The following is a 3,971-nucleotide window of genomic DNA, read 5'->3' on the forward strand; positions in this document are numbered from 1 at the left end:
AAAGGATAAAGATGGAATTGAAAATTAGTGTAAATGATATTAAATCGGAAATTTTTTTTGAGTTTTTAGAACTTTTTAAAAAAGACGGAATACTCAAAGAATATAAAGTATTACATAACGATTATGAAAAAGAAATATTAAACGATATAAAAAACCTTCATAAAACATTAGAGGATGTAAAAAACTCTAAAGGAGTAAAAACGGATAAATTTATAGAATTAGAACTATGAAACTGCAAATAATCGAACAATCACTGTATATAAAAGCGATAAAAAAACTTTCAAAAAAATATAAACATATAAATGAAGATGTTTATAATTTTTTAAATTCAGTTACTACAAAAGATGATTTAGGTATTGAATTAAAATCCAACATATATAAAGCCAGAATAAAAAACAGTGATAAAAATAAAGGTAAAAGCGGAGGGTATAGACTTATTACTTATTTAAAAATAACTAAAAAAGAATTACATCTGTTATATATTTATGACAAAAGCCAAATCACAAATTTAACTGAAAAAGAAATTGACGAATTAATAATATCTCAATTATAAATTTGGAGTAATTATGGAAAACTATAATACAGAAAACGAAAAATTAAAAGCCGAACTGAAAATATTTAAAATAAAAGCCGTAAAAGAAAAGGTGGCGCTCTTTGGCGTAATACTTCTTATACTCGCAGAGCTTGTAGCGCTCGGGGTATTCCTAAAAAACACGCTGAATACCGGCGCCCCCGTTACAAAGCCTTATGTGGCGGTTATAAATATCAACAAAACGATTACGGTGGATTACATTAACAAACTGATAAATAAAATGGATAAATTAAAAAAAGACAAAAACTGCAAAGAGTTTCTGCTTGTGTTCAATACACCCGGAGGCAGTCCGAGTGCAAGCGACGAATTTAACTCATATCTGAAATTTCTGAACAAAAGCAAAAAAGTAAACGTGTACGTAGAAAGCATGGCCGCAAGCGGAGGATACTACATCATAAGCGCAATAAAGCCGATTGTAGCGAATAAAAACGCCGTAGTCGGAAGCATAGGCGTAATAATGCCTCATTACGTAATAGGAAAACTTGCAAAAAAAATCGGCGTGGAAGAAGACGACATTACGGTGGGAAAATACAAAAAACCGGTTTCACTGTTTAAAAAAGTTTCGCCCGAAGAAAAAAAATACATAATGGACAACTTACTGCTGCCGACATACGAAAACTTCTTAAAAACGGTAGCGGAAGACAGAAACATATCGGTTGACAAATTAAAAAAATACGCCGACGGAAAAATATTTATAGCCACAAAAGCAAAAGGAATACTCGTAGATAAAATCGCATCCCTCACGGAATTTAAAAACAAAATCAAAAAAAGGCTCGGAAAGGTTGAATTTGTAAACATACCCCTTGAAAAGAAAAAATTCCCTTACATAAACATAAAACTAAATTCGGATCTCGGAGAACTGTTAAAAGGATATTTACACCGATGAAATCTCTTTTCGGATACGGAATAACTGCAAAAGCCTTGGCAAAAAACGGCGGATGGCATATATTCGACGACAAATTTAAAGAAATCTCTTTTGACAAATACGGCAACAAACTTCTGCCCTCACACGAATTCAATCCCGAAAAATCAACGCTTGAAATCACATCTCCCGGAATCCCCCCTTCACATCCCCTTATTAAAAAAGCGAAAAACCTGATAAGCGAATTCGACTATTTTTACGAAAACTCTCCGTTTCAGATATGGATTACTGGAACCAACGGCAAAACAACAACAGCACAGATGACTTACCACCTGCTAAAAGAACACGGGGCGGACATAGGCGGAAATATAGGCATTCCGCTTACCGATATGAAAAAAGACGCCAATTTCTGGGTTGTTGAAGCGAGCAGTTTTCAGCTATATTACACCGGATATGCAAAACCGGACATTTTTATAATCCTTCCGCTGAAAGAAGATCACATATCATGGCACGGCGGTTTCGAAGAATATGTAAAAGCAAAACTCTCCCCCCTTAAAAGAATGACCGAAAGAGATGTCGTAATAATGCCGAAAAACCTGGATACAGATACAAAAGCCTTTAAAATTACATACGAAAAAGAAAAAGACCTTATTGAATATTTCAATTTCGAACATCATTTCTTTAATGCTCCGTTTTTGCTCGACGAACTTTTAGCAAAAGCCGTTTACAAAATACTTTTTTTAAAAGAAAAGGCTTTGGAAAACTTTAATATCGACCCCCATAAACTCGAAGAGTTTAAAGACTCCGAAGGAAGACTGTGGGTTGACGATTCGAAAGCGACAAACGTAGACGCGGCTTTAAACGCCCTTTTAAGATATAAAAACAGAAAAATTTATATGATTATCGGCGGAGAGAGCAAAGGCCAGGACTTCACTCCCTTGTTTAAATATATGGAAAACCTCGACATTACCCTGTTTATTATAGGAGAAAAAACGGAAAATTTCGAACGTCTCGCAAAAAAACACAAAATCGCCCACGAAACTCCCAAAACACTAAACAATGCGGTCGATTCAATAAAAAAAAGACATTCGGCCGGTTCCGTGGCACTTTTAAGCCCTGCGTGCGCAAGTTTCGACCAGTTCTGCGGATACAAACAAAGAGGGGAAGTTTTTAAAAAACTGGTTTTAAAAGAAAACTAACCGGTTAAGCGCACTTTTTTAATCACACAGCGGATTGAAAAACTTAAGCATACTTTAAGATTCGTTTAGTATAATTTCACTCCCTGCCCAGGTAGCTCAGTCGGTAGAGCAAGGGACTGAAAATCCCTGTGTCGGCGGTTCGATTCCGTCCTTGGGCACCATTCAAGCTTTTCCATATGGTGTCTGTCACTTTTAATACAGTTTTCTTAATTCACTTTTCTTATTAAACGTTTTAAAAAAGCCATTTTTAAAAGTACGCTCCGATTTTTGATATTATTCCGTTAAAAAGGTTCGGATTGAAAAATATTGTCGTTTTTTTCGGAAAAGGCGGAAGCAACTTTTTAAACCTTCTGAAACGCCAGACAAATTATAAAATAGTATTGGGAATTACCAATGTTGAAAACAGCGAAGCGTTAAAAGCTTCTTCATTGCCTCCTGTTCTCGTTTCAAAAGATCACAAAGCGATTTTACAAAAGTTAAAAGAGCTAAATCCGGACCTGATTGTTTTGGCCGGATATTTAAGAATAGTGCCCGATTATATAATTAACGAATTCAAAGGCAAAATCATCAATCTTCATCCGAGCATTCTGCCCGAGTTTAAAGGTTTGAACGCGGACAAACTTTCATTCGAATCAAAAAAGGCGTGCGGTATTACCGTCCATTACGCTGATGTGGAGCTTGACAGCGGGGATATAATACTCCAATACCATATAAATCCATTTAAGTATAACAGTTATGAAAAGTACCGTGAAGAGCTCAAAAAAGCCGAGCATAAATTTCTGCCGGCCGTGGTTGAAATGCTGTGCGGATAATTATTTAAGCTTTATAAGCGTTCCCATTCCGTAGTAATCCATTACCGATTCGCCTTTTTCGTTTACAGCCGGCGTAATCGTTACGGTTATGTTTTTAACACCGTCGGCCCCCATTTCAGCAGCCTGCTCCTGAAGCATTATAATAACCTGTTTTACCGCGTCTGTGGGAAGCACGTCTTTATAAAGTCTGTTTTGTTCAACCCTTACGCTTCCGTAAGCTATTGTAAAACTCTCATGGGGTTCTTGAATTTCCCCGAAACTTAAAACCTGTTCGTTTATTTCTCTTGCCATATCCGTCCTTTTTTAAATATTAAAAAACCGCTCTTTACATTTTTATTTCAATAAACACCAATGTAAGCGCATGTCTGTTCTGTCAAGACATAATTATAATATATTTTTTATAATACTTTCAAATTCGGTTAAAATTTCCTTTATATCATTAAATTTGTTTATATCGTTCACAAGTTTTTTTATAACCTTTTCCTGGGAGGTTTTGTCAAGTTTAT

The 3,971-nt window shown here is 35.5% G+C and carries 6 protein-coding genes and 1 tRNA gene; 6 read left to right on the forward strand and 1 reads right to left on the reverse strand.

Annotation, left to right across the window (positions count from 1 at the left end; genetic code table 11):
* The first annotated feature begins 11 nt into the window (after positions 1-11).
* The 6 genes from ACXJIE_RS00420 (at position 12) to ACXJIE_RS00445 (ending at position 3,465) form a co-directional block, all read left to right on the forward strand.
* The gene (locus ACXJIE_RS00420; RefSeq protein ID WP_456479009.1) at positions 12-230 is read left to right on the forward strand and encodes a hypothetical protein; all 219 of its coding nucleotides are present in this window, start codon (positions 12-14) and stop codon (positions 228-230) included.
* Entirely contained in the window at positions 227-553 is a 327-nt protein-coding gene (locus ACXJIE_RS00425; RefSeq protein ID WP_456479010.1) for a type II toxin-antitoxin system RelE/ParE family toxin, read from the forward strand. The genes ACXJIE_RS00420 and ACXJIE_RS00425 overlap by 4 nt, the downstream gene beginning before the upstream one ends.
* A gap of 13 nt (positions 554-566) precedes the next feature.
* Complete coding sequence (sppA, locus tag ACXJIE_RS00430; protein WP_456479011.1) at positions 567-1,478, forward strand: signal peptide peptidase SppA; 912 nt, start codon at positions 567-569, stop codon at positions 1,476-1,478.
* Positions 1,475-2,653, forward strand: a complete 1,179-nt coding sequence (gene murD / locus ACXJIE_RS00435) for a UDP-N-acetylmuramoyl-L-alanine--D-glutamate ligase (RefSeq protein ID WP_456479012.1) — start codon at positions 1,475-1,477, stop codon at positions 2,651-2,653. The genes sppA and murD overlap by 4 nt, the downstream gene beginning before the upstream one ends.
* An 85-nt stretch (positions 2,654-2,738) precedes the next feature.
* Positions 2,739-2,814: transfer RNA gene (locus tag ACXJIE_RS00440), tRNA-Phe, on the forward strand.
* A 135-nt stretch (positions 2,815-2,949) separates the two neighbouring features.
* Positions 2,950-3,465 (forward strand): formyltransferase family protein, encoded by a 516-nt coding sequence (locus tag ACXJIE_RS00445; RefSeq protein WP_456479013.1) that lies wholly within the window; start codon positions 2,950-2,952, stop codon positions 3,463-3,465.
* Here ACXJIE_RS00445 and ACXJIE_RS00450 read toward each other — a convergent pair whose 3' ends face one another.
* On the reverse strand, positions 3,466-3,756 hold the full coding sequence (locus ACXJIE_RS00450) for a hypothetical protein (protein ID WP_456479014.1): 291 nt from the start codon (positions 3,754-3,756) through the stop codon (positions 3,466-3,468).
* Between the last annotated feature and the right edge of the window lie 215 nt (positions 3,757-3,971).

This window comes from Nautilia sp. (assembly GCF_053994455.1).